Raw genomic sequence first — 24,282 nt, forward strand, 5'->3', positions numbered from 1 at the left:
CGCGTGATGAGTATCTGCGATCCCGCCGAACTGCGGACGCTGTTCCTGTTCGAGAGACTCGACGACGACCAGCTCGCGTGGTTGTGCGCCGACGGGCGGATCGAACATCTCGAACCCGGGCCCGTGTACCGCGAAGGCGAGCCCGCGACCTGCTTCTACGTGCTGATGGACGGCGAGGTACGGCTGACCAAACTCTCCGGGGGCCGCGAGATCGAGATGGTGCGCACGGCCCATCGTGGTTCCTATGCCGGTGCATGGACAGCGTACCTGGGCGAGCACGCCGAACCCGAGTACACAGGGTCGATGTACGTCACCGAGCCCTCACGGTTCTTCGTCCTGGACGCGCAGACGTTCTCCCGCATGATGCACACCTGGTTCCCGATGGCCGTGCACCTGCTCGAGGGTGCGTTCTTCGGTAACCGCAACAACAACGCCCGGATCGCCCAGCGGGAGCGGCTGCTGGCGCTGGGGTCGCTGTCGGCCGGCCTCACCCATGAACTGAACAATCCGGCCGCGGCCGCGGTCCGGGCGACCTCCGGCCTGCGCGACCGGGTCGCGGGGATGCGGCACAAGCTGGCCATGATGGCGCAGGGGAAATTCGATACCGGCGTCCTGGAAACCCTGGTGCGGCTGCAGGAGGAGGCGGCGGCCCAGGTGGCCAAGGCCCCGGAGTTGTCACCGCTCGAAGCCGCCGATCGCGAGGATACGATCGGTGACTGGCTCGAGGAGCACGGTATCGCCGGTGGCTGGGAACTGGCCGCGAATTTCGTCCAGGCCGGTTTCGACACCGATTGGCTGGAACGGGTGTCGGCCACGCTCGAGGGGTCCGCACAGCAGGTGCTCGAGGGCGCGTTCCGGTGGCTCAACTACACCATCGAGACCGAGCTGCTGATGAACGAGATCGCCGATTCGACCGGCCGGATTTCGACCCTGGTGGATGCGGCGAAACAGTACTCGCAGATGGACCGCGCCCCGTTCCAGGTGGTGGACCTGCACGAACTGCTCGACAGCACCCTGGTGATGCTCAGCCGCAAGATCGGCGATTCGATCACCGTGGTCAAGGAATACGACCACACCCTGCCCCAGGTGCCCTGCTATGCCGCCGAACTCAACCAGGTCTGGACCAACCTCATCGACAACGCGGTCTACGCGATGCAGGGCAGCGGAACGCTGACGCTGCGCACCCGGCACGCCGACGACTGCGCTGTCGTCGAGATCGCCGACAGCGGCCCCGGGATCCCGGCCGAGATCCAACGCCGCATCTTCGAACCCTTCTTCACCACCAAACCGGTGGGTGAGGGCACCGGTCTCGGCCTTGATATCTCTTTCCGGATCGTGGTGAACAAACACGGCGGCGATATCCGGGTCGACTCGCGGCCGGGCGCGACCACGTTCACCGTCTGGCTCCCGCTCACCCGCCCGGAGGCCGCGCCGGAGTAGACCGGTCCGGCCGGGCCGGCGCCGCCGCGTCCGCCACCCGGCTGATCTGTTCGCGATACCGCGCCACGAACGGCAGCACCTGCTGGGAGATGACCTTGTTGTATTCGCCGGGGTGCTGGCGCGGATCCGCGTGGCCGGTGCCGCGTGGCTTCACCACCAGCAGATTGCCGTCGACACCGCCGACCTTGTCGATGAGTACGCGGTGCGTGCGCGCGACATCGACCACCCGGTCGCGGGTGGCGTCGTGCGGCCGGAGGAATACGATGGCCGGTCGTGGTTTCCCGCGCGCGGACCGCGACAGCGGCCGCAGATCGTCGGTGGCGCCGCCCGCGACGATCGCCAGGAACTGCGACTCGATGAGGCCGTTGCTGGCGGCGTCGGCATTGAATATCTTGTCCCGCAGCACCTGATCGACCGCTCCGCGGAACCGGTCGAACCGGATACCGGGCACTCCCGTGTCGTCCAGGAACTGTTCCCGGCGCGCATAGGTTTCCACCGCGATCCGCAGGCCGCGGCTCTCGCGGGCGCCGGGCAGCCAGCCCATCCAGCGCACCATATCCTCGCCCAGCCCGCGGCTTTCGGGCCGCACGGCGTCGAGGTCGAGCGGCGTGCAGTCCAGGAGCACCGCGAGCAGGCGCCGGTCGCTGCCGGTGTGGATATGGCGCGCGACCTCCAGCGCGATCACCCCGCCCATACTGTGGCCGGCCAGCACGATATTGCGGACGCCGGACATGACGGCGGCCCGGATGACCAGATCGGCGATCACCTCGGTGTCGATACCGCGGTTGTCGTAGCGGATCGCCCAGACCGCGCCCATCTCCCGCAGCGCGGGGAGCGAGGCGGCGGTATCGCTGGCGTTCAATCCCCCCAGGCCCACCAGGTCCACCACCGCGGTATCGCGATCGGCGGGCGCGAACGGTTCGGCGACCGGTAGCAGCGCGGGCTCGGTGCGGGCCAGCCGGACTCGCTCCGGCGCGACATCGTATTTCCAGTACTGGGCGAAGACGACCAGCCCGATCATCAGTAGTACGGCAACCCGCAGCAACGCCTGCCCGGCGCGACCCAACGCCTTCCACCGGTACCCGAGGCGGGTCTCGCGCAACGTGGCCCGGCGGCGTTCATCGCTCCAGTCCGCGACGGTGGACGGATGCCATTCGTCCATCGGCGACATGGAATCCACTGTATGCGTTTCTCGCCCCGGCGCCCGGTGAGCACCGTGTCACTGGAGTTCCGTTCACCCTTTGGCAACTCCGTCGATCAGCAAGCGGCGCACGGCTTCGTTCAGGGCCGCGATCGCCTGGTCGTCCGGATCGCGTAATCCGTGCACGACCCCGGCCAGCAGCATGCCGGTGACAGCCCGCGCGGTGTTGCGCGTATCGAGATCGGCACGCAGATACCCGAGCTCCACACCGTGCTCGAGATATCCGGCGGTCAAGGCATCGGCGGTATCGAGCAGGCCGTACAGGCGCCGGGTCAGTTCGTCGTCGATACCGGTGGCGTGGAACAGCAGCAACTGCGCGACCCGGCGGTCGGCGAGCAGGATCCGGCTCAGCGCGTCGCCGATGCGCTCGATCTGGGCGCGGTACTCGTCCAGCGTGCTCGCGGCCTCCGGGGCGTTGTCGGTGCCCAGCGCCTCGATGATCCGGGCGGCCAGCTCGTCGATCACATGGTCGATGATGTCGCGCTTGTTGCTGAAGTACCGGTAGAAGGTGCCGTGCCCGATTCCCAGTGCGGAGGCGATATCGGCGATACCGGTCGCGTGGTAGCCCTTGTCCGCGAAGCAGGCGAACGCGGTGTCGATGATGTCGCGCCGGAGTTCGGCCTTGCGGCGTTCGGCCCGCGTCGATGGCTTCGTCACGCTCATGATGATACGGTCATCACAAACGGAATGATGTGTCATTCCGTGATGCGTGGTTCAGATCGCTGGGAGGTTCGACGTGGCACCTCGATACGACGCCGTCGTGATCGGTGCGGGATTCGGCGGAATGGGCGCGGGTATCCAGCTCGATCGCCTCGGGCTCGGGAACTTCGTGATCCTGGAACGCGAGGCCGATCTGGGCGGCACCTGGTTCGTCAACCACTACCCCGGCCTCGCCGTCGATATCGCCTCGGTGACCTACTCGTACTCGTTCGAACCCAATCCGTACTGGTCGCGGCTGTTCGCACCCGGCGCCGAGCTGAAGAAATACGCCGACCACGTCGCGGACAAGTACCGGCTGCGGGAGCGGATGCGTTTCGGTACCAGCGTCGAGAGTGCCCGCTGGGACGGCGAACAGCAGCACTGGGTGGTCACCGTGGCCGGCGGCGAAACCCTGACCGCCCGCTATCTGCTCACCGCGACGGGTTTCCTGTCCCAGCCGTATACGCCGCCCTTCCCGGGGATCGACAGTTTCGCCGGCACGATCATCCACACCACCGCGTGGGACGATACGCACGATCTGACCGGCCGCCGGGTCGCGATCATCGGCACCGGGGCCACGAGTGTGCAGCTGGTCCCCGAGGTCGCCGCCCGGGCACGCGAACTCACCGTCTTCCAGCGCACCCCCATCTGGGTGGTTCCCAAGATCGATATGCCGATCCCGTCCGCGGTGCAGCGGCTGTTCGCCCGGGTGCCGGCCACCCAGAAGGCGGCCCGGCTGGTGAACACGGCCATGCTGGAGGCCCTGATGGTGGTCGGCGTCCTGCATTTCGAGCAGGCCCGGCCGCTGAACAAGGCGGCCGCTCTGCTGGCCAAGGCGCATCTGCGCGCCCAGGTCCACGACAAGCGGCTCCGCGAGCAGCTGACGCCGCACTACGATTTCGGCTGTAAGCGGCCCACGTTCTCCAACCACTATTTCGCGACCTTCAACAAACCGCACGTCCGGCTCGAGACGAACCCGATCGAACGGATGGAGCCCGACGGTATCGTCACCGCGGACGGTACGAAAACCGGTATCGACACCCTCGTCCTGGCCACCGGCTTCAACCTGTGGGACGTCAACTTCCCGGCGCTAGAGATCATCGGCCGCGACGGGGTGAATCTCGGAAAGTTCTGGCGGGAGAACCGGTTCCAGGCCTACGAGGGCATCACGGTGCCGAAGTTCCCGAACTTCCTGAGCCTCAACAGCCCCTATTCCTACAGCGGGCTGTCCTATTTCACGACCATCGAAGCGCAGATGAAACATATGGGCCGGCTGTTCGGGGAATTACGGCGCCGCGGTGCGTCCACCTTCGAGGTCACTGAACGCGCCAACGCCGAATTCCTGGACCGGGTCACCGGCAAACTCGCCTCCTCGGTGTTCTACGGCGGCGACTGCGCCACCGCCCGCAGCTACTACTTCAACCAGCACGGCGAGGCGGCATTGCTGCGGCCCACCAGCACCGTCACCGCGCATCGGGAAGCGGTGCGCTTCCCGCTCGACGACTACGTCTACGGCCCCGTCGAGGCGTCCGCAGGCTTGTGACCGGACGAGACGGCCTCCCCCTTTCCTTGTGATCTCACGCAGATCCGGCGATTCGCTCGGATCTCGGTGACCCGTTTGTGCCTCTCCTGTCGTATGGTTAGCCGCCACCTGCGGAACTGACCACGGCCACAAGCCAACGGAGACAGTTCGTTCGAGCGGTCACCACGCTCGCCGGCTCCGGGGCGCCACGACCGGTCGTGCCACGGTGACCGCAGCCCCGCACACGTCGCCTCATCCACCGGCGACGGGCCTGACGGCATCACGAATGCCGCGCTCCCCCGCCGGGTCGCTTCCTGCTGTCCGAAAGAAGATCGTGTTCAGAGTTTCCACCCGAATCCTGATCCTGCTGTTCACCCTCGTCTCCGCCGGGCTGTTCGGCGTCGAGGCGCAAGCCGAACCGCTGTACCCCCAGCCCGATCCCGACCCCTTCTACCACGCACCCGGCAACCTGGGCGATCTGCAACCGGGCGACGTGGTCCGCACCCGGAAGATCGATACCGGCCTCTACGTGGGCACCGAGGGCTGGCAGGTCGCGTTCCGGTCCACCAATTCCCGCGGCGAACCCATCATGGGTATGACCACCGTGCTGATGCCGATCGGGGTGCAGAATCCGCCGCTGGTGTCCTATCAGGCCCTGATCAATTCGCTCGGCACCCGCTGCAATCCCTCGCGCTCGCTGTTCAACGGTGAACTGCAGGACGCGGTCGGGGCGATGCTGCCGATCGGCCGCGGCTGGGCCATCTCGGTACCCGACTACCTGGGACCCACCGTCGCCTATGCGGCCGGCCGGCTCAGCGGAATGGTCACCCTGGACAGCATCCGTGCCGTGCAGCGGGTCACCGAACTCGGACTGGACGACAGTCCGGTCGCGATCGCCGGATACTCCGGCGGTGGGCTCGCCACCGGCTGGGCCGCGGCCCTGCAGCCGGACTACGCCCCGGAACTGAAGATCGATGCCGTGGTGGCCGGCGGGATCCCGGCCGATCTGGAACAGATGGCGCTGGGGCTCGGTTTCAACCCGCACCCCGGGTTCGGCCTGGCCTTCGCCGCCGCCATGGGGCTGGAACGGGAATACCCGCATCGGCTGCCGATCTCGGATCAGCTCAACGAGAACGGCCTGTGGTTCCGCGAGTTCACCCATGACGCCTGCCGCCGGTTCCTGCTGTTCCACGGCGCGTTCCGCAGTGCCGAGCAGATGGCGGCCTCGAAGAGCCTGATGGACAGCCCGGAGGCCCGCGAGGTACTGCACGAGAACAGCCTGCGCTACTTCGACGGGTATCCGGCGATGCCGACCTACCTCTGGCACGGGCGTTTCGACACCCTCACCCCCTACGACGGAATAGCCGAATACGCCGACCGAGCCTGCCGTGCCGGGGCTCCGGTGAAACTCACCACCTACGATATCGCCGAGCATATGACGGCCGCGGTCGCCGGTTTCGCCGACGCCTGGAGCTTCGTCGAGGCCCGCTTCCGCGGGGAGGACGTTCCCACCGGCTGCTGACCTCCTGGAGAGCGCAGGGTTCCGGCCGGTCGCCGGCCGACCTCGTGCCGGTGGCGCCCGGCCGGTTCCGGCCCCGCCGCGATCCGTCGGTGCGGATCCCGGCTGCATGCCCCCGGGCGGCGTCGGCCGGCCGTCGAGGGCATGGCGCCGGGGCTACCACGGGCTCGGACGGTGCCACCGTGCCGGAGCCCGTCAGTGACCTGCGCCGGCGTCCCCGTCACCGATCAATTCGATCAAGCCGTCGGCCAGGCAACCCCGCCAGCGGATGAATTCGTGGCCGCCGGTGTATTCGGTGAGTGATACCGCGTACCCGGACCGTAGGAGATGGTCGTGTAACCGGCGGGTCTGCACGACCATGCCGCCTTCGTACCGGCCGACCGACCGATGCAGCCGGATATCCCGGTCGGCCGGGTAGGCGTGATCCCGCCGAAGCTCTGTCCGGCCACCACGGTCCGGTCGGGATCCGGGTCGGCAACGATCCCGTTTCGGCCCGTGCACGCGCGCCCTCGACGCGCCGCTGTACCGGAAACCCGTTTCGCGTCCGGCCCGTTTCGCGGGCCGGGAATGCGGGGTATCCGATCCGGATGCCATGCGGTATTCGCGCCCGAGCTCGCCGCGAAAGGGTTCCGCAAATCCGCGCCGGCACACGGAATCGGCGCGGCAACGCCGAATAGCCGGGCAGCGGTTTTCCGGAAAGTCGTTGCCCCGGCGGGACGGGAAGGACCGGTCAATGGTTCAATTCTGGCAACAAGCGCTCGGAATGCAGGAGGTAGAGGATGGCAGTGCGCTACTCGAAAAGGGAACAGACCAAACTCGTCAATCGGGTGAAAAAACTGATCGCCCAAGGCAAAACGGTCAACGCTGCGTGCACTGCGGTCTCCGAACGCGAGGGCGGCCAGCCCGCGGCCAACACCCTCGCGAATTGGGTCAAAGCGGCGGGACTGCCCGAGGCCGAACCGGCCGTGCAGGAGTCGGCCCCGGCGGCTCCGAAGAAGCGCGCACGCCGTGCCGCCACCCGGAAACCGGCGCCGACCGCCGTTGCCCCGGCGCCCGAAGCCGAGCCGAAAGCTGCGGAACCCGAGCAGATCACGGAACAGGAAACCCCGGCCACGCACCCCGAGGCCGAGGCCGCCGCTACCGCCACCGAGGCGGAATCCCGGCCGGTCACCGACGCCGCGGCACCGCCGGTCGCCGAACTCGTGCACGTCCGCACTGCCGACCGGACGGCCGAGACCACGGGCGATCTCGACGATCTCCTCGACGAGAATCTCCGTTTGCGAACTGCCCTGAACGAGGCGAACCGAGAAATTCGCGCCATGCGCGATCTTCTCGTCGTTTACGCCAGCCGCTGAACGAAAGCCGGCCGCGGAGGGCGTGCGGATCCGGAAAGTACCGGGTGTGCCCGTCCGTCCGGCCGGTGCACACCCGGATACGGACGGCCGGCGGTCCTCCGCCCGCCGAGATCGTCGACCGGCCGTCCGTATCTCCGGTCGGCGGCATAGGTAAGAGCGGCTGCGCCACCCGGCGCCTCGGCACCGGGGGCCGGCGAACGGAATTCTCTATCGCACGGTCGTCGTCCCGGTGGCACCTGGATGCCGGCACCGCACTCTATGAATTCGATACGCACCTTTTCGTGACCACGGCCGAATATGCGATATCCGCGGTATTCGACCGAATGCGCCGGGCCGTATTCGGTGATCCGTTCCGTTCCCGGAACACACCGACCACCCGGATCAGTGCCCGCATCGCGCCCCGAGGCATCTCGACGCCGGGTATGCGCAGTCGCTCGCGCTGCCTGCGGAATGCGAGTTCAATTGTGCGCGTCGCCATGTCGGACGAATACGGCCGAGCCGGGCGCGGCGCCGGTGCGTGCCTCGACAAACCGCACCGATCCGCCGCGGACGACCGCCACCCTCAACGAGCCGGATGGCCACCGGTGACCAGTGGGACGATATGGCGGTGCGCGAAATCGGAAAGCCGGTCCGCCGAGTCGAGGTCGACCGAGCCGACCGGCTGTAACAGGAACGAATGCACGATCCGGGCGGCGATCTCGATCCGGGTGGTGAGATCGGGAATATCGGGCAGCAGGAACCGGTGCAGGGCATCACCCACGACCGTGGTGGCCGTGCCGACCGCCATGGCGAAGAACGCGCCGCCTTCGGTGGTGAGTTGCGGCAGCAACCGATCGGGCTCCACCGCGAGCACTCGATTCGCCAGGCGGTGATCACGCCAGCGGGTGACAACGGTGACGAAGAGATCGGCGACGACACCCTCGACCGTCGCGTGCCGGGCGGGAATCCCGTGCAGTTCGTCGAGCAGAACGCGGATCTCTCGCGCGGTGACCGCCCGCACCAGGTCATCACGCGACCCGATGCGCCGGTAGACGGTACCGCGGTCTACGCCCGCCTCCCGGGCGACATCACCGATCGTCGTCTTCTTCACGCCGAGCCGTTCGAACTGCCGGCGGGCCGCGTCGAGTATCCGTTCGCCGAGATCGTCCGGAGTGGGGTCTTTCGAGGTAGGGGCGGTAGCGGGCACGGCGGCCACGCTAGCAGCGAACACCCGATCGGCAACAATCCGAAGAAATTTGTTGCGACCACATTGCAAGGGAATATGTTGCATTGTACGGTCGGGGTATGGCTGATGACAGCGCACCGACGCGCCCCTATCGCGAGGAAGCGCACGCGATCCACGCGCGGGACGTGCACTTCGACTTCTCCGATGTCCCGATGCACTACATTCCCGGCGAGGTACTGGCGACCCACGTCACCAATGTGATGCACCTGGTGCTGCCCGAAGGGGAGCGCGCCATGGCTGCCTGCCTGGCCGAGGCCCTGCCGTATATCGAGGACGAACGGCTCCGCGAGGAGGTCACCGGGTTCATCGGGCAGGAATCGATGCATGCCGGCAGCCACGAGGGCGCACGTAACCATCTGCAGTCGATCGGCCTCGACGTCGAGTCCTATGTCGCCAAGATCGGCTGGCTGGTCGACCGGGTACTGGGCGATCACGGTCTCACCGGCCGCGCCGAACAGGAATGGCTCAAGGAACGCCTGGGCCTGTTCGCCGGGATGGAGCATTTCACCGCGGTGATCGGCGAATGGCTGCTCGAATCGAAGGTGCTCGAGGAACTCGGGATGCATCCGACGATGCTGGATCTGGTGCGCTGGCACGGCGCCGAGGAGGTCGAACACCGCAGCGTGGTGTTCGACGCCTATATGCACGTCGACGGCGGTTATGCGCGCCGGCTGCGCACCGGTCTGCTGGCCAGCGGGCTGCTGCTGCCGTTGTTCGTGGTCTCCACGGCCTACCTCTACCGCAAGGATCCGAGCCCCGCGAAGGGACGCTTCTGGGGGCAGCAGTTCCTCAGCGCCACGGTGCGTGGCGTGATCCCCAGTTTCACCACATTCTTCACCGAGATGCCGCGCTATCTGCGACCTGGTTTCCACCCCTCGCAATTGGGTTCGATGGATAACGCGTTGCGCTATCTGGCGCACTCCCCCGCGGCCCGCGGATGAACGCCATCCGGCCGGCGCCCTCGCGCAGCCTGCACGTACTGGGCATGGCGATGGATGTCTACAAGAAGGTGTTCACCACGCCCGGGCTGTCCCCGCCGAACCCGGTGCGGCGCAGCGGGTTCGATCTCGACGTCACGGTGGAATCGGTACGCGCCGAGGCGCGGGACGTGGTCTCGCTGACCCTGCGGCGTCCGGACGGGCAGCCCTTACCCGCCTGGCGGCCGGGTTCGCACCTGGACGTTTTCCTGCCCTCGGGGCGCCAACGCCAGTACTCGCTGTGCGGCGATCCGCGGGATCTGTCCCGCTACCGGATCGCCGTGCGCCGGCTGCCCGGCGGTGGCGGCGGATCGATGGAGGTCCATGGACTGACAGCCGGTGACCCGCTGCGGATCCGCGGCCCGCGCAACGCGTTCACCTTCGTATCGACCGCCCCGGACTACCTGTTCGTCGCCGCCGGTATCGGCATCACCCCGATCCTGCCCATGGTGCACGCGGCGGGCGACCGCGGGCGGCTGGTGTACCTGGGCCGTTCCCGCGACACCATGCCGTTCCTCGGCGAACTGCCCACCGGCGCCGATATCCGGCCCGACGACGAATTCGGCACCCCCGATATCCCGGCGCTCCTGGCGGCCGCCCCGCCGGGCGCCGCGGTGTACGTCTGTGGCCCCCCACCGGTGCTGGAAGCCGCCCAGCACAGCTTCTTCGCACTCAACCCGGTCGGTTCGCTGCACACCGAACGGTTCTCGGCGCCACCGATCGTCGACGGCCGCGAGTTCGACATCACCCTGGCGGCCTCCGGCCGGCAGGTGCGGGTGGGTGCCGCGGAATCCGCCCTCGACGCCCTCCGCCGGATACACCCCGACGCCGTCTACTCCTGCCGACAAGGGTTCTGCGGCACCTGTAAGACCAAGGTCCTGGCAGGCGAAGTCGACCATCGCGACCGCACCCTCACCGACGCCGAACGCCCCGGCCACATGCTCCCGTGTGTCTCCCGGTCCGCGGGCGGGCCGTTGGTTCTCGATCTCTGACAGCGAAAGGCCCCAAGACAATGCCAACCGGCTTCCCGCTCGAACCGGCGGACGATACCTTCCTGAACACCACCGGCCGGCGCTACACCCATATCGTCGATATCCCGGCCTCCCGGCAGCAGGTCTGGGCAACCCTGACCGCCGACGACGCCCTGGTGTCGTGGTCGCCGGTGATCACCGCCGCCCGCTGGACCTCGCCGCGCCCGTTCGGTGTGGGCACCACCCGGCAGGTGACCCTCGGCGGCGCACTCCGGCTCGACGAGCGTTTCTACCGGTGGGACGAGAACTCCCGGATGACCTTCACCGTCGATGCCGCGTCCGTCCCCGGCCTGCGCCGGTTCGCCGAAGATCTCACCCTGCTGCCCCTCGGCACGGCGACCCGGCTGGTCTGGACCTTCGCGCTCGAAGGGACTCCGCTGTTGCGCCCCGCGCTGGCGGCGGCGAGCCCGGTGAACCGCCTGGTCACCAAGTCCATAGCCGAAGGCATCACCCGGCGGATCCGTGCCGAATCGGTGGGGGCGCGGCGATGACGCGCACTCCCTGCCGTCGCGGCGCTCTGCGCATGCCACGCCGACCGGTTTCGAAGGAGGCTCGATGAGCGAGCACCACAGCATCGTTGTTCTCGGGGCCGGGTTCGGCGGGATCGGGCTGGCGATCGCATTGAGGCAGGCCGGTTTCGACGATATCGTCGTACTGGAACGGGCCGCCGATCTGGGCGGCACCTGGCAGGCCAATACCTATCCGGGTTGCGCCTGCGATGTGCCGTCCCAGCTGTACAGCTATTCCTTCGCCCCGAATCCGGACTGGTCCCGGACCTACGGCCGGCAGCCGGAAATCCTCGAATACCTCCGCCGCGTCGCCACCGAACACGATGTGGTGCGCCATATCCGGCTGAACACCGAACTCACCGGCGCACGCTGGGACGATACAGACTCGCTGTGGCGGATCGACACCTCCCGCGGCCCGCTCACCGCGGACTACTTCCTCTCCGCGGCCGGTATCTTCGCCGAAGCGAAGTATCCGGACCTGCCCGGCCTGGACAGTTTCACGGGCACCGCGTTCCATTCGCTGCACTGGGACCACGACCACGAGCTGACCGGCGAGCGGGTCGCGGTGATCGGCACCGGCGCCTCCGCGGTGCAGTTCATTCCCGAGATCCAGCCGCGGGTGGCGGCGCTGACGGTATTCCAGCGTTCCGCGCCGTGGATCGTACCTCGGATGGACCGGCCCACCCTCGGTCTGGAACGCAGCCTGCTGCGTCGGGTCCCCCTGGCGCAGAAGGCCGTCCGTGGCACTTGGTACGGCTTGATCGAAAGCTTCGGTCTGGTCGGCTTCGTCGACAACCGGTTCCGGCACCCCTTCGAAGTCCTCGGCCGTATCCAGTTGCTGCGTCAGATCCGGGATCCGCGGTTGCGCCGCAAGGCCACCCCCGATTACGTCATCGGCTGTAAGCGGGCCATCTTCTCCGACGCCTACCTACCGGCCCTGGACCAGGACAACGTGGAGGTCGTCACCGACGGGATCGCGGAAGTGCGGCCGCGGTCGATCGTCACCCGCGCCGGGGCGGAGATCGAGGTCGATACGATCATCTACGGCACCGGATTCACCCCCATCCCCACCGCGTTCGAGCGGATCACCGGCCGCGACGGCCGCTCGATCGCCGAGCTCTACTACGAGGAACCACAGACCTATCTGGGGACGGCGATGGCGGGTTTCCCCAATTTCTTCTGCACCCTCGGCCCGTTCGGTGCGGCCGGTAACCAGTCCGCCATCTTCATGCTGGAATCGCAGATCGCCTATATCGTCGACGCGCTGACCACCCTGCGCGACCGCGGCGCCCGCCGGGTCGAGGTGCGCCGCGAGACCCAGGACGCCTTCGTCGGGGAAATGGCGCGGCGCAGCGCCGATACGGTGTGGCTGACCGGGGGCTGCCAGACCTACTACACCACGCCCGACGGCCGCAATGCGGGGCTGTACCCGAGCTGGAGTTTCGAATACCGCCGCCGCACCAAGCGTTTCGATGCCGAATCCTACGAGGTGACCGTATGAAACCACCGTTACCCGCGGCCCTGGACCGGCTCACCGGGCCGGCGCTCGACGTGCGCGGCAAGATCGTGCTCGTCACGGGCGCCGGGCAGGGTATCGGCCGCGAACTCGTCACCCTCCTGCACCGCCGGGGCGCCGAACTCGTGGCGGTCGATATCGACGAGGCCGCCGCCCGCCGTGTCGCGGACGGCCTGGGGGCGCGCGCGCACGCGCTCGGCGCCGATGTCACCGACCGGGGCCGGATGGAACAGGTGATCGGTGAGGTGGCCGAGCGGTTCGGGCGCCTCGATATCGTCGTCGCCAATGCCGGGGTCACGCCGGTGCCGGCGACCTTGCGCACCATGGAACCGGGCGATTTCGACCGGGTGCTCGATATCAATCTCACCGGCGTGTTCAACACGGTGCATCCGGCGCTCGACGAGATCGTACGCAGCCGGGGTCATGTCGTGGTGGTGTCGTCCTGCGCCGCGTTCGCCCCCGGTATGGGCGGATCGCCGTACATGATCAGCAAGGCCGCGGTCGAACAGCTGGGGCGCGCGCTGCGGGTGGAACTCGCCGCCTCCGGTGCCACCGCGGGGATCGCGTACTTCGGGCTGGTGGAGACCCCGATGACCCACGCCATGCTCGACGCCGACGACCTCGGCCGGCGCATCAACGATCTGCTGCCCTGGCCACTGAATGTGCGGATCACCGCCGCACAGGCCGCGCGGACCATCGCCGACGGGATCGCCCGCCGCGCCCCGCGCACCATCGCCCCCAGTGGATGGCAGCCGTACGCCTTGCTGCGCGGGGTGATCAACACCGTGCTCGACAGCCGGCTGGCCGCCGATTCGACCGTGCACGAGATCGTCCGGGCGATCGAGAAACGCCGATGACCGCGCCGCCGGCGCGGGGGTCGTGGCAGGCCCGCACCGTCCGGCAGATCTCGGCGCTCACCGCGCGCCGGCTCGCCGCGGCCGCACCGGTGAACGCCCGTACCCTCCCGCTCGCCCGCGCGCTGATCGACGGGGCGCTGCGGACGGTCGCGCCGCCGCTGCCCGGCACCGCGGTCGAGCAGGTCTGCGGCAGGCCGGTCACCGGGGAGTGGGTGCGCGGGCCGCGAGCGAGCCGGACCGATGCCGTCGTGCTGTATGTGCACGGCGGCGGGTTCGTCGCCGGATCCGCGGCCGCCTATCGCGGGGTCGCCGCCCGGCTGTCCACCGCCACCCGGCTGCCGGTGCTCACCCTGGACTATCGGCTCGCGCCCGAACACCCGTATCCCGCCGCGCCGCGGGATCTCGCCGCCGCGTTTCAGTGGCTCACCGCGCGCGGTCACGCCCCCGGCCGGATCATCGTCGCGGGCGATTCCGCGGGCGGATTCCTCGCCGCCGATTTCGTCATCACCCGGGCCCGCGCCGGTACGCCCGCGCCCGGCGCGGTGGTGTTGTTCTCCCCGATGGCCGATCTGAGCCTCGGGGTGGCCACCGGCTACGAGGGCGCGCGGGCCTGCGGGTTGCTGTCGGCGGGGTTGTCGCGCCGCGCGGTCACCCATTTCACCCCCGACCCCTACGAATTGCTACCCGTTCGCGGTAAACCGCTACCGCCGGCACTCATCCACGCCGGTGACACCGAATTCTTCGGTGGCGACGCCGTCGCGCTCGCCCGGCGCTGGACCGCCACCGGCGCGGTCTGCGAACTACAGGTGTGGCCCGACCAGATGCATGCCTTCCCAGTGCTGCCCGCGCTGATCCCGGAATCGCGGCTCGCCTACCGCTCCGCGGCCCGGTTCGTCGCCGCGGTTCTCGACACCACCGCAGCCGCGGTCTGACCGAAAGCCCCCCGTGAGTACAGTACGTTTCGACACCCTGCCCGCCGCGTTCCAGCACACCGCCGCCGTGGACCCGGCCGCCGTCGCACTTCGCACCCCGGGCGATACCCGGACGCTGACCTGGGGTGAATATGCCCGGCAGGTCCGCGAATTCGCCGCCGGGCTCGCCGCGCTCGGCGTAGGCCGCGGTGACACGGTCGCCTTGATGATGGGTAACCGGCCGGACTTCTATCCGCTCGAGGTGGCCGCTCAGCACCTCGGCGCGACCTCCTTCTCCGTGTACAACACCCTGCCGCCCGGGCAACTCGGCTATGTACTCGGTAATGCCGGTGCGCGGGTGGTGATCTGCGAACCGCGGTATGTCACGCGGTTGCGCGAATGCGGGGCTGAACTCGAGCATCTGATCTGCCTCGACGACGCTCCGGAGGGGACGCTGCCCGTAGCAGGATTGCGCACCGCGGGCGCGCCGGATTTCGATTTCGACGCGGCCTGGCGGGCCGTCCGCCCCGGCGATGTGGCGACGCTGATCTACACCTCCGGCACCACCGGCGCCCCGAAGGGTGTGGAAACCACCCATGCGAATCTGCTGTTCCAGGTCTACGGGATCGCCGAGGTGCTCGGTATCGAATTCGGCGACACCATCACCTCGTATATGCCTTCGGCGCATATCGCCGACCGGCTCACCGCGCTCTACGCACAGGAGGTACTCGGCGTCCAGGTGACCTGTGTAGCGGACCCGGCGGGTATCGCGGCGGCCCTGGCCGACCTACATCCGACCATCTGGGGCGCGGTACCCCGGGTATGGGAGAAAATCCGGGCCGCCATCGAGTCGAAGGTGGCCGCCGAACCCGATTCCGACCGCCGCGCGGCCCTGCAGTGGGCCTTGTCGCTGGCCGTCACCCGCGGCGAATACGCGTTGTCCGGCCGGGAGATGCCGGCCGACACGGCCGCCGAGTGGGACCGTGCCGACGAACTGGTCCTGCGCGGTCTGCGGGCGGCGCTGGGGTTCGACCGGATGCGCTGGGCGATGTCGGGCGCCGCGCCGATCCCGCCGGCCACGCTGGGCTTCTTCGCCGGGCTCGGGATCCCCATCACCGAGATCTGGGGAATGTCGGAACTGTCCTGTATCTGTACGGTCAGCCATCCGCGGGACGCCCGGCTCGGCACTGTCGGCACCCTGTTGCCGGGCATGCAGGCGCGTACCGCGCCCGACGGCGAGCTCCAGGTCCGCGGGCCGCTGGTGATGAAGGGGTATCGCGGTCTGCCGAACAAAACCGCCGAGACGATCGACGCCGACGGCTGGTTGTCCACCGGCGATATCGTGACCGTCGACGCCGACGGCTACTTCACCGTCGTCGACCGCAAGAAGGACATCATCATCAATGCGTCCGGTAAGAACATGTCGCCGACGCATATCGAGAACACCGTCGAGGCGGCCACGCCGCTCATCGGTGCCGTGGCGGTGATCGGCGACGGCCGCCCCTACAACACCGCACTGGTCGTCCTCGACGCCGAAACCGCCGGCCCCTACGCTGCCCGGCACGGACTTCCCGATGCCTCGCCCGCCACGCTCGCCGCCGAACCCACGGTGCTGGCCGCGATCGAAGCGGGTATCGCCGCCGGGAACGCGCAACTGGCCCGGGTGGAACAGATCAAACGTTTCACCGTTCTGCCGGTCTTCTGGGAGCCCGGCGGCGACGAGATAACGCTCACCATGAAACTGAAACGCACCGTGGTGGCCGAGAAGTACGCCGACCGGATCGCCGATCTCTACCGCGCCTCCCCGCCCGCCGAGGTACGCGAACCCGCGGCCGAGCCGGTGCCGGCGGGGGAATAGGACCGACCGCCGGGGCGCGATCGTGTACCGCTCCCCGGCACCGGGTCACACCTCGAGGTCTTCTTCGATACCGCGCAGCTTGTGCCGGGCCAGGGCGAGGTTCGCGCGGCTCCGGTCGAGCGCGAGATAGAGGAACAGGCCCTTCGATTTCCGGCCGGTCATCGGCCGGATGAGATGGTATTGGGCGCTGAGCGTGATGAGGATGTCCTCGATATCCTCCTGCAGTCCCAGCTGTTCGATGGTGCGCAGTTTCGCCCGCACCACCTCGGTGTTACCGGCGGCGGCGACGTGCAGGTCCAGCGATTTCGAACTGCCGAGCATCCCCAGCGCCATACCGCTGTTGTAGTCGACGACGGCCGCGCCGACGGCGCCGTCGATCGACATCATGTCTTTGAGTGCCAAGTCCATATCGGACACAGGTGTTTCCTCTCGATGGGTTATCCGGATCTTCCGTTGGGTCTGCCGGTTTCGCGGGCGGTACCCGCCAGGTGCCCGGCGATCCTGCGCGCGGCGGGCCGTGATTCGAGATGCAGCCGGCCGATGTTCACGTCCGGGTCCGCGAGGACGGTGAGCGATGCCCAGCCCGCCGCGTAGATGACGACGTGCCCGTGCGAACCGTCCACCACCACCTCCTGGAAGCCGCCGCCGTGTGCCACACCGGCGATCCGGTCGGACAGCGACAGCTGCGCCGCGGCGAGCGCGGCCATGCCGGTGGGCTCGATCCGGCCGGGCAGATCATGAGTGACCAGCAGGCCGTCGCTGGAAGCGACCAGCGCCCCGACCAGACCGGGAACCCGGGACCGTAGCCCCGCCAGCTCCGCGTCCACCGCCGGGTTCGGTGCGAGTTCGGGCATCGGCACCTTGGTCAACCTTCCCATCAAATCGCCGAGCAATTTCCTGCGCGCCGTCACGCGAGTTCCTCCAGCGCCGAACGGAGCCGCAGCAGTAGGTCCTGATCCACCGGCTCCCAGTCGCCGTCTTCGGGCACCGGCACCGGCTGTCGCACCCGTCGTCGTAGCCCCGGCTCGGCCGCGTGCCGGAGCGCGCCGGCCGGCCGGCGGTCATCCGGCGAACGCGGCTGTGCCGGCGGTTCGATCAGGCCTGCCGCGGTGAGGTCGCGTACCGCCTCCAGGCAGCCGTACGCGGTACGCCCGAGATCCCGGGCGATTCCGGTTACGCTGCGCCGGGTATCGGCCGCGGCCAGCACTTCGGCTTGACTTCCGGTGAGCACGATCCGGTTACGCCGCACCCGGCGCACCGGCACCACGGCCGCCCGGTCGACCAGCTGGGCCGGCCACGGTCCGGACTCCGGGTCCCCGCGCCGGGCGCATTCCCGCACCAGCGTCCGCGGCCGGATATGGCATACCGGGGCGAGCCAGTGCGGCGGCGCGGGCCGGAATTCGGGGACGACCGGTGCGGACAGCAGAAAGTAGGCGGCATCGAACACCGAGAGCAGCGCGAGGGTTTCGAGTAGCGGGCGGCCGAGGACGGTGGCGGGATCGCCGCCGGCGGCACGCTGCCAATCGTCGGCGCTGGCGACCCCGGCTTCCACGGCGAGCCGGTCGAGCCCGGTGGTGCGACGGCATTCGGCGGAGGCGATGGCACCGCCGGCGAGATGGAACACCCCGTCGCCCGCGTGCAGCATCCCGGTGCTTCCCTCGTCTTCCAGGCGACGCAGCTCGTCCGCGAGCTCAATCCCCATGACCGCCCTCGGCCGGTTCCGTCGCATCCTCGTCCCCGGTCAGTTCCGCGAGGATGCCGCGCAGCCGGAATCGGGCCATCGCCAGATTGCCGGAATCCTCGTCGAACAGGACGTGCACGAACAGCCGGCCCTCGAAATCACCGCGCACCAGGTCGATCAGGTGGTAGCCGCCGCTGCCGCAGACGATGATCTCGGTGATGTCGTCATCGCTCCCCCCGGTCGCGAGTGCGGGGCAACCCAGCACCGCGCGCACGACATCCGTTGTCGTCGCCGCGTCCTCGTGCTGGTCGACCAGCTCGTGACGTCCGGCCCCGGCGACCGCCAGCCCGCTCGCCCCGTCGACCAACGTCACACTGCGCGCCCCCGGGATGTCCATGATTCGTTCCAGACATCCATCGATACCGATCACTGTGTCTTTGCCCGTTCGAGAGTGTTTCAGATTGCTGAGACACTACACAGACCTTGCGAAATATGTCATGCGAACGCAGGAGTGCGTCCGAAGTGCGCCACCCCCGGCCCGAAGCGCGCCCGGGCACGACAACTTCACGGCGCCCCGAAAGGTAGCGGTCGACGGCGTTCAGCAGGGCAGAATCGTCAATTCCGGTGCCCGTGCCGTTTCGCGCCGACCGGCGCCCGCGCGGTGCCGGATTCGTACCGCACCGCGTGCTCGATCGCGGGCAGGGGCCCGGACCGGCCGCAGATCAGCCCGGAGGCGGCTGTGCCGGCCGGTCACCGATCCGCGCCGCGAGGAGCGGTACACCGGGCCCGGTGAGTTCCCCGGTGATTCCGCGCCGTCCGGCCATCGCCAGGAGAAGCGCTTCCGCCGGTCCGTGCACCTCGGCACCACGACCATGCGACCAGTCCAGATCCGTTGCCGACAACCGCAGTCCGCGGATCCGGCGCCCGGCGCCGAGCCGTGGATTCCCGGGCGTCCGCGTCAGCACATAGTGCAGCCGGTCCGGGGGAACCACACGCGGCAGCCCGAGCGGCCGGCGGATGTCCTGATGATGGATCAATCCGTCGACGAGGGCGATCATCCCGCCGAAACCCGCTGTCAGTCCGCGGGGTTGCCGGTGCCGGCGAAAGAATTCCAGCAGTTCGTCCACGTGGAGCGCCCGGAATTCGTCGACGCCGACCTCATTGGCATGCACGATACGGCCTTTGACGAACCGTGCGGCCAGACCGCGGGCGTCCAGGTGGTCGTAGCTGACCATATGAGCCACCACATCACGTACCCGCCAGCCCGCACACAGGCTCGGGGCCTCCCACTGCGGGGGTGTCAATGTCGCCAGCAGTGCGGCGATGTCCTCGCGTTCGGCACGAGCCATATCCATGACGTTCACAGGTGTTCTCATTCCGTCTCCGGCGCCGGGTGCCGGCGCAGCCGGTTTTCCAATAGCGCTTGTTCGGCCGGGTTCCGGGTCAGCGCGAGCGCCTGCCGGTCGGCGGCCTCGGCCTCCTCGGTGCGGCCGAGTTCCCGGAGCAGCTCGGCCCGGGTGGCGTGCATCAGGTGGTAGCCGGCCAATTGCCCGGCGAGCTCGTCCACGCCGGCCAGGGCCGCCGCCGGCCCGTCGAGCCGGGCGCGGGCTATCGCCTGCTGTAACCGGACCACCGGCGAGGGTGTCATCGCGGCCAGCAGTTCGTAGAGAACCACGATCTGTGCCCAGTCGGTGGCGGCCCAGTCCGGCGCCTCGGCATGACAGGCCACGATCGCCGCCTGCACCTGATACGGGCCCGGACGCCGCAGCCGGCCGGCGGCGAACAGCAGGTCGATCGCCCGCCCGATGAGATCATGATCCCACCGGGCGCGGTCCTGATCGCGCAGCAGCACGATCCGGCCCGCACTGTCGAAGCGCGCCGCTTCGCGCGCCCGGTGCAGCCGGATGAGCGCGAGCAGACCCATCACTTCCGGTTCCCCGGGCAGCAGCCGGTCCAGCAGGGCGGCCAGCCATTCGGCATCGGCGGCCAGATCGGGATCACCGGCCGTTTCGGTGGCCAGGTAGCCCTCGTTGAACAACAGGTAGATGACGGCGAGTACCTCGTCCAGGCGTTCGGCGAGTTCGGCGTCCGTCGGGGTGCGGAAAGGGATCCCCGCCTGCGATATCTTGCGCTTGGCCCGGGTGATGCGCTGTCCGGCGGTACTTTCCGAGACCAGGAACGCCTTCGCCAGCTGCCGGGTGTCCAATCCGCACACCATCCGCAGCGTCAGCGCCACCTGCGCCTCACGGGAGAGCGCGGGATGACAGCAGATGAACATCAGCCGCAGCCGGTCGTCGGTTTCCGGGTGCACCGGCCACCGCAGCTGCCGGAGTTTGTCGCGATAGTTGGCCTCCCGGCGCAGGATGTCCAGACCGCGGCGGCGGGCGACGGTGAACAGCCAGGCCTGCGGGTCGTCCGGCACACCGTCGGCGGGCCAGCTACGCAGCGCCTTCTCCACCGCGTCGGATACCAGATCCTCCGCGGCGGCGAAGTCACCGAGCAGGGTCACCAGCGACGAGGCCAGCCGGCTGCCGTGCTCGCGCAGCACGCCGGCGAGCACCCGGCCGGGGTCGGCGCCGGTCACATCAGAACCGGGCGGATCTCCACCAGGGGGCAACCCGGCCAGGTACGGGCCATGGCGAGCGCTTCGTCGAGGTCGGCGACCTCCACCTCCACATAGCCGCTGACGACCTCCTTCCCTTCGACAAAGGGGCCGTCGGTGACCAGCGGGCCGGCGGCGGCGTCGAGCCGGACCGTGGTCGCGGTATCGGCGCCGGCGAGTTTGCGGTTGTGCAGGATCTTGTCGCCGTATTCGGCCAGCCATGCCTGCACCCGGGCGAACCCCTGCTCACGCGCGGGTTCCTCCATGGCTTCCCAATCCTTCTCCCACTGCTCGGTCTCACAGAACATCAGCACGTATTTCATGCTCGACCACCTCCTTCACCCATTAGACGATCGGCGGTGCCCGGATTCCGACACAGCGGCGGAATCAGCGGTTCCAATGTGAACACGCGTCAGCATCCAGCGCGCGCGGCCCGGTCTCCGGCCGGGAGACCCGTGCAGCCCCGAGCGCGAACCGTCCGGGTCAGCCGCCGGGGAGGCCGAGATAGGCGGTGAGTTCGGCGGCCGCCGCACGACCGGCCCGGTTCGCGCCGATGGTGCTGGCCGACGGCCCGTACCCGATCAAATGGATCCGCGGATCCGCCGCGACCCGGGTCGCCGACCGGCCGGTCATGGTGATCCCGCCGCCGGGCCCCCGCAGCCCCAGCGGCGCCAGATGATCGAGGGCGCTGCGGAACCCGGTGGCCGACAGGATCACCTGCGCGGGCTGAAATCGGCCGTCGGCCCAGCGCACTCCGCCGGGCTCGATATGGTCGAACATCGGTAGCCGATGCAGGACGCCGCGGTCCCGGGCGGCGCGCAGGCGTTCGGTCAACGGCAACCCGGTCACCGAGACTACCGAACCGGGTGGTAAGCCGCGACGTACCCGGTCCTCCACGATCGCCACCGCCCGCCGGCCGGCGTCCTCGTCGAAGGGTTCGGCCCGGAACACGGGTTCGGAGCGGGTCACCCAGGTCGTGGTGGTCACCCGGGAGATCTCGTCGAGCAACTGGACCGCCGAGATTCCGCCACCGACCACCACGACGTGCTGTCCGGCGAATTCCTCCGCCGTCCGGTAATCCCGGGTATGCAGCAGGCGGCCGGCGAAAACCTCGGCTCCCCGGTAATGCGGCACGAAGGGCCGTTCCCAGGTCCCGGTGCCGTTGATGAGGCCGCGCACCCGCAGCGTGCCGGCGTGGTCGGTTTCGGCGTGCAGTAGTCCGTCGCGTTCGCTGCGGTCGCAGACCACGCGGACGGTGACCGGCCGGCGCACCCGCAGCTCGAAATGCTCCTCATACCGCCGGTAGTAGTACGGAACAGCCGTCGCCGCCGGGACATCGGCGGGCTCGGTCCCCGCGGCATTGTCCGGCAGGTTCGTGGCGAAGGACATCCCGGGCAGATCGTGCACCCGGTTCACGGTGCTCAGCGTGAGTGACGGCCACCGGAACTGCCAGGCGCCACCGGGCCCCGGAGCGTGATCCACGATGAGGAAATCACGGCCGGGAACCAGCCCGCGCCGGCGCAGGTGATATCCGGCCGACAGTCCGGACTGTCCGGCACCGATCACCAGGATCTGAAAATCCGGACGGGCCGGGTCCGACTCGATCGCCATGATCGCCAAGGCTAGTCCCGGCCTGCCCCGCCGATGTCCGGCCGGAACCGGTATCGCGTCCCGGACCGTCCGGGCCGCCCAGAACGATGATCAACTTCCGGCCGGAGCATGTTACTGTCCGGTAAGTCCCAGACGTGCGGTACATCACGTCCTGCCCGATCTGTGACCGGCACCGGACGCAGACGTCCGGGCGGATTCGCACGGAGAGTTATCGATGTTTCGACAGCGTGGGCGCAGCCGGTCGGGTGCGCGGGGGTGGGCCGCCGTCGCGGCGGTCATCGCGACCTGTATCACCGCGGCGGCAGCGGTGAGTGTGTACCAGCCGCAGGCCGCGGCGGCGCCGGAAGATTTCTACGCCCCACCGCAACAGTTCCCCGCCGAGCCGGGCGCCGTGATCAAGACCCGGCCCATGTCGCTGCTGGCCACCCTGCCCACGGAACAGGGCTGGCCCGGCAAGGCCGACCACGTCATGTACACCTCCCGCCTGCAGGACGGCTCGCCCGTCGCGGTCACCGGGACGTTCATCGATGCCGCGGGGCCGTGGCTGGGCGCGGGACCGCGGCCGACGGTGGTGATCAGCCCCGGCACCTCGGGCCAGGGCGACCGGTGCGCCATGTCCAAGGCCTTCTCGACCGGGGTCACGGTCACCACCGACCCTTCGCCTTCGCTGTCGGCCAACCAGGAACTGCCGTCGTCGGCGGTGTGGAGCCGGCTCGGCGCCCGCGTCCTGGTCACCGACTACATCGGGCTCGGCACACCCGGCCTGCACACCTACGCCAACCGGATCGAACAGGCGCACGCGGTCCTCGACGGGGCCCGCGCGGCCAACAACCTCGCCGGTGCCGGCCCGGAGACCCCGCTGGTGTTGTGGGGTTATTCTCAGGGCGGCGGCGCCGCGGCCGCCGCGGCGGAGCTGGCACCGGACTACGCGCCGGAACTCGACCTGAAGGGCACCTGGGCGGGTGGCCCGGTAGCCGATCTGGCGAAGATTCTCGAACGGATCGACGGGGCGCTCATCGGCGGCGCGATCGGTTTTGCCGTGAACGCCCTGCTCGCCCGCTACCCCGATCTACAGCACGCCATGGACCGGGTATCGAGCCCGGCCGGGCGCGATATCCTGCGTGAGCTCAGCGATGCGTGTATCGGCGATATCGTCACCCACCACCCCTTCCTGAAGACCGCCTCGCTGACCGCCGACGGCCGCCCGCTCAGCGACCATCTGCGCGAGATCCCCGAGGCCGCACCGGCATTGGCCGATATGCGGGTCGGGAATCTGACGCCCGCCGCGCCCGTGCTCATCACCAGCGGGCGCAACGACGACACCGTCCCCTACAACCAGGCCCGGCAACTGGCCGACGACTGGTGCGCCAAGGGCGCCACGGTCACCTTCCGGACCAACGAACTGCCCCCGATCCTGCCCGGCACCACCATCCCCAATCATTTCGGTCCGGAGATGATCGACGGTTTCGGCCCGGACAACGCGGTCACCTACCTACTCGACCGCCTGGCCGGCAAACCTGTGTCCGGCTGCACCTTCGACTGACCAGACCGGGTGCCACCGGCCGCCGGTGCCACCCCGTCCCCGCTGTCCCGCCCGCGGCGCCGGGGGGCGGGCGGCCCCCCGCCGCGGGGGGGGGGCGCCCCGGGGGGCGGGGGGGGGGGGCGGCGCCGCCGGCGCGGCGGGCGGGCCCGCCCGCCCGCCGGCCGCGGGCGGGACAGCGGGGAGGGGGTGGCACCGGCGGCCGGTGGCACCCGGTCTGGTCAGTCG

General features: G+C 69.1%; 24 protein-coding genes. 12 read left to right on the forward strand and 12 right to left on the reverse strand.

Translation table 11 applies throughout. The features are described from left to right. Positions 1 to 6 precede the first annotated feature (6 nt). Positions 7 to 1,440 (forward strand): ATP-binding protein, encoded by a 1,434-nt coding sequence (locus QH276_RS31775; protein WP_280397281.1) that lies wholly within the window; start codon positions 7 to 9, stop codon positions 1,438 to 1,440. Here the strand turns inward: QH276_RS31775 and QH276_RS31780 are convergent. Together QH276_RS31780 and QH276_RS31785 are read right to left on the reverse strand one after the other, a co-directional pair. After that, the gene (locus tag QH276_RS31780; protein ID WP_280397280.1) at positions 1,412 to 2,611 is read right to left on the reverse strand and encodes an alpha/beta hydrolase; all 1,200 of its coding nucleotides are present in this window, start codon (positions 2,609 to 2,611) and stop codon (positions 1,412 to 1,414) included. The two genes, QH276_RS31775 and QH276_RS31780, sit on opposite strands and share 29 nt — an antisense overlap. Positions 2,612 to 2,674: 63 nt before the next feature. Next, complete coding sequence (locus tag QH276_RS31785; protein WP_432278564.1) at positions 2,675 to 3,307, reverse strand: TetR/AcrR family transcriptional regulator; 633 nt, start codon at positions 3,305 to 3,307, stop codon at positions 2,675 to 2,677. A gap of 70 nt (positions 3,308 to 3,377) precedes the next feature. On the opposite strand from QH276_RS31785, the gene QH276_RS31790 reads away from it, so the two are divergent. Further along, positions 3,378 to 4,883, forward strand: a complete 1,506-nt coding sequence (locus tag QH276_RS31790) for a flavin-containing monooxygenase (RefSeq protein ID WP_280397278.1) — start codon at positions 3,378 to 3,380, stop codon at positions 4,881 to 4,883. Positions 4,884 to 5,196: 313 nt separating this feature from the next. Further along, positions 5,197 to 6,384, forward strand: coding sequence for a lipase family protein (locus QH276_RS31795; protein ID WP_280406998.1), 1,188 nt, complete (start codon positions 5,197 to 5,199; stop codon positions 6,382 to 6,384). Between the two features lie 192 nt (positions 6,385 to 6,576). Here the strand turns inward: QH276_RS31795 and QH276_RS31800 are convergent, their stop codons facing one another. After that, positions 6,577 to 6,741 (reverse strand): hypothetical protein, encoded by a 165-nt coding sequence (locus tag QH276_RS31800; RefSeq protein WP_280397277.1) that lies wholly within the window; start codon positions 6,739 to 6,741, stop codon positions 6,577 to 6,579. A gap of 419 nt (positions 6,742 to 7,160) precedes the next feature. On the opposite strand from QH276_RS31800, the gene QH276_RS31805 reads away from it, so the two are divergent. After that, the gene (locus tag QH276_RS31805; protein WP_280397276.1) at positions 7,161 to 7,736 is read left to right on the forward strand and encodes a hypothetical protein; all 576 of its coding nucleotides are present in this window, start codon (positions 7,161 to 7,163) and stop codon (positions 7,734 to 7,736) included. Between the two features lie 562 nt (positions 7,737 to 8,298). On the opposite strand, the gene QH276_RS31810 is transcribed toward QH276_RS31805, so the two are convergent. Beyond that, positions 8,299 to 8,922, reverse strand: a complete 624-nt coding sequence (locus tag QH276_RS31810) for a TetR/AcrR family transcriptional regulator (RefSeq protein WP_280397275.1) — start codon at positions 8,920 to 8,922, stop codon at positions 8,299 to 8,301. A gap of 98 nt (positions 8,923 to 9,020) precedes the next feature. On the opposite strand from QH276_RS31810, the gene QH276_RS31815 reads away from it, so the two are divergent. From QH276_RS31815 to fadD11, 7 genes are all read left to right on the forward strand, one after another. Further along, on the forward strand, positions 9,021 to 9,902 hold the full coding sequence (locus QH276_RS31815; protein WP_280397274.1) for a metal-dependent hydrolase: 882 nt from the start codon (positions 9,021 to 9,023) through the stop codon (positions 9,900 to 9,902). Beyond that, positions 9,899 to 10,930, forward strand: a complete 1,032-nt coding sequence (locus tag QH276_RS31820; RefSeq protein ID WP_432278563.1) for a PDR/VanB family oxidoreductase — start codon at positions 9,899 to 9,901, stop codon at positions 10,928 to 10,930. The genes QH276_RS31815 and QH276_RS31820 overlap by 4 nt, the downstream gene beginning before the upstream one ends. A gap of 20 nt (positions 10,931 to 10,950) precedes the next feature. Beyond that, positions 10,951 to 11,460 carry an SRPBCC family protein gene (locus tag QH276_RS31825; RefSeq protein WP_280397273.1) on the forward strand — a complete coding sequence of 170 codons (510 nt, stop codon included), beginning with the start codon at positions 10,951 to 10,953 and terminating at the stop codon, positions 11,458 to 11,460. A 64-nt stretch (positions 11,461 to 11,524) separates the two neighbouring features. Continuing rightward, positions 11,525 to 12,979 carry a flavin-containing monooxygenase gene (locus QH276_RS31830; protein ID WP_280397272.1) on the forward strand — a complete coding sequence of 485 codons (1,455 nt, stop codon included), beginning with the start codon at positions 11,525 to 11,527 and terminating at the stop codon, positions 12,977 to 12,979. Then, positions 12,976 to 13,851: a short-chain dehydrogenase/reductase gene (locus QH276_RS31835; protein WP_280397271.1), complete on the forward strand. Its 876-nt coding sequence runs from the start codon at positions 12,976 to 12,978 to the stop codon at positions 13,849 to 13,851. The genes QH276_RS31830 and QH276_RS31835 overlap by 4 nt, the downstream gene beginning before the upstream one ends. Further along, positions 13,848 to 14,783, forward strand: a complete 936-nt coding sequence (locus QH276_RS31840) for an alpha/beta hydrolase (protein WP_280397270.1) — start codon at positions 13,848 to 13,850, stop codon at positions 14,781 to 14,783. The genes QH276_RS31835 and QH276_RS31840 overlap by 4 nt, the downstream gene beginning before the upstream one ends. Before the next feature lie 13 nt (positions 14,784 to 14,796). Continuing rightward, a complete protein-coding gene (gene fadD11, locus QH276_RS31845; RefSeq protein ID WP_280397269.1) occupies positions 14,797 to 16,620 on the forward strand; it encodes a fatty acid--CoA ligase FadD11 in 1,824 nt (607 codons plus the stop codon). A gap of 45 nt (positions 16,621 to 16,665) precedes the next feature. Here the strand turns inward: fadD11 and QH276_RS31850 are convergent, their stop codons facing one another. The 8 genes from QH276_RS31850 to QH276_RS31885 all read right to left on the reverse strand — a co-directional run bounded on the left by QH276_RS31850 (position 16,666) and on the right by QH276_RS31885 (position 22,514). After that, on the reverse strand, positions 16,666 to 17,037 hold the full coding sequence (locus tag QH276_RS31850; protein WP_280397268.1) for a hypothetical protein: 372 nt from the start codon (positions 17,035 to 17,037) through the stop codon (positions 16,666 to 16,668). 20 nt (positions 17,038 to 17,057) lie between these two features. Continuing rightward, entirely contained in the window at positions 17,058 to 17,531 is a 474-nt protein-coding gene (locus QH276_RS31855) for a roadblock/LC7 domain-containing protein (RefSeq protein WP_280397267.1), read from the reverse strand. Next, on the reverse strand, positions 17,528 to 18,322 hold the full coding sequence (locus tag QH276_RS31860; RefSeq protein WP_280397266.1) for a hypothetical protein: 795 nt from the start codon (positions 18,320 to 18,322) through the stop codon (positions 17,528 to 17,530). The genes QH276_RS31855 and QH276_RS31860 overlap by 4 nt, the downstream gene beginning before the upstream one ends. Next, the gene (locus tag QH276_RS31865) at positions 18,312 to 18,698 is read right to left on the reverse strand and encodes a hypothetical protein (protein WP_280397265.1); all 387 of its coding nucleotides are present in this window, start codon (positions 18,696 to 18,698) and stop codon (positions 18,312 to 18,314) included. Before QH276_RS31865 ends, QH276_RS31860 begins: the two co-directional genes overlap by 11 nt. A gap of 325 nt (positions 18,699 to 19,023) precedes the next feature. Next, on the reverse strand, positions 19,024 to 19,677 hold the full coding sequence (locus QH276_RS31870; protein WP_280397264.1) for a maleylpyruvate isomerase family mycothiol-dependent enzyme: 654 nt from the start codon (positions 19,675 to 19,677) through the stop codon (positions 19,024 to 19,026). Continuing rightward, the gene (locus tag QH276_RS31875) at positions 19,674 to 20,885 is read right to left on the reverse strand and encodes an RNA polymerase sigma factor (protein WP_280397263.1); all 1,212 of its coding nucleotides are present in this window, start codon (positions 20,883 to 20,885) and stop codon (positions 19,674 to 19,676) included. Before QH276_RS31875 ends, QH276_RS31870 begins: the two co-directional genes overlap by 4 nt. After that, positions 20,882 to 21,226 carry a YciI family protein gene (locus QH276_RS31880; protein WP_280397262.1) on the reverse strand — a complete coding sequence of 115 codons (345 nt, stop codon included), beginning with the start codon at positions 21,224 to 21,226 and terminating at the stop codon, positions 20,882 to 20,884. Before QH276_RS31880 ends, QH276_RS31875 begins: the two co-directional genes overlap by 4 nt. Before the next feature lie 160 nt (positions 21,227 to 21,386). Next, positions 21,387 to 22,514, reverse strand: coding sequence for a flavin-containing monooxygenase (locus QH276_RS31885; protein ID WP_280397261.1), 1,128 nt, complete (start codon positions 22,512 to 22,514; stop codon positions 21,387 to 21,389). A gap of 214 nt (positions 22,515 to 22,728) precedes the next feature. Here QH276_RS31885 and QH276_RS31890 point away from each other — a divergent pair, with 214 nt between their 5' ends. Next, a complete protein-coding gene (locus QH276_RS31890; RefSeq protein ID WP_280406999.1) occupies positions 22,729 to 24,057 on the forward strand; it encodes a lipase family protein in 1,329 nt (442 codons plus the stop codon). Positions 24,058 to 24,282 lie beyond the last annotated feature (225 nt).

It is taken from the genome of Nocardia carnea (assembly GCF_029869215.1).
Classification (GTDB): domain Bacteria; phylum Actinomycetota; class Actinomycetes; order Mycobacteriales; family Mycobacteriaceae; genus Nocardia; species Nocardia carnea_B.